This is a genomic window from Shigella sp. FC1544 (assembly GCF_001722145.1).
In the GTDB taxonomy this organism is placed as follows: domain Bacteria; phylum Pseudomonadota; class Gammaproteobacteria; order Enterobacterales; family Enterobacteriaceae; genus Escherichia; species Escherichia coli.
In genome coordinates, this window is record NZ_MECT01000386.1 from 1 (window position 1) to 655 (window position 655).

Consider the following 655-nt stretch of genomic DNA (forward strand, 5'->3'; position numbering starts at 1 on the left):
ACGGTTGTGGCGCACGTCTTCGGTGAACGCACTCTGGCCACACTGGAGCGTCTTCTGAGCCTGCTGTCGGCCTTTGAGGTCGTGGTATGGATGACGGATGGCTGGCCGCTGTATGAATCACGCCTGAAGGGAAAGCTGCACGTTATCAGCAAGCGTTACACTCAGCGCATTGAGCGACATAATCTGAATCTGAGACAACATCTGGCAAGGCTGGGACGGAAGTCACTGTCGTTCTCAAAATCGGTGGAGCTGCATGACAAGGTCATCGGGCATTATCTGAACATAAAACACTATCAGTAAGTTGGAGTCATTACCCTGATTTCTTAATAAGAAGGTATTAAATTCATCTGGATTGCTGATACTACTTACCGGACAAATAAAGGTTTCGATAATCATTTGGCGGGAAGTAAAAAGAATATTGATTTGCAAATCGCCATAATCATTCATTTTAATAATTAATGCGTTCTCGCTATTTGTTACATCAATATTTTGTTCAGGTACAGTTTGCAGCGCCGTCGCCAGCGCCAACAGATTCCATGTCATATATTATTCCATAGTAAGCGTGCAGCAAGAACCGTATTGACGGGGATGTGTTATTCAGTCGGCAGTGCTACGCGCCAGGGGAGCAGTTCGCCGACCCGGTTTATCGGCCAGT

General features: G+C 46.6%; 2 pseudogenes. One reads left to right on the forward strand and one right to left on the reverse strand.

What is annotated here, in order from left to right:
• Positions 1 to 300, forward strand: a pseudogene (locus BGK49_RS27760) (IS1-like element IS1X2 family transposase); the annotation flags it as partial.
• Positions 301 to 315: 15 nt separating this feature from the next.
• Here the strand turns inward: BGK49_RS27760 and BGK49_RS16745 are convergent.
• Positions 316 to 543, reverse strand: a pseudogene (locus BGK49_RS16745) (DUF2170 family protein); the annotation flags it as partial.
• Positions 544 to 655: the final 112 nt, after the last annotated feature.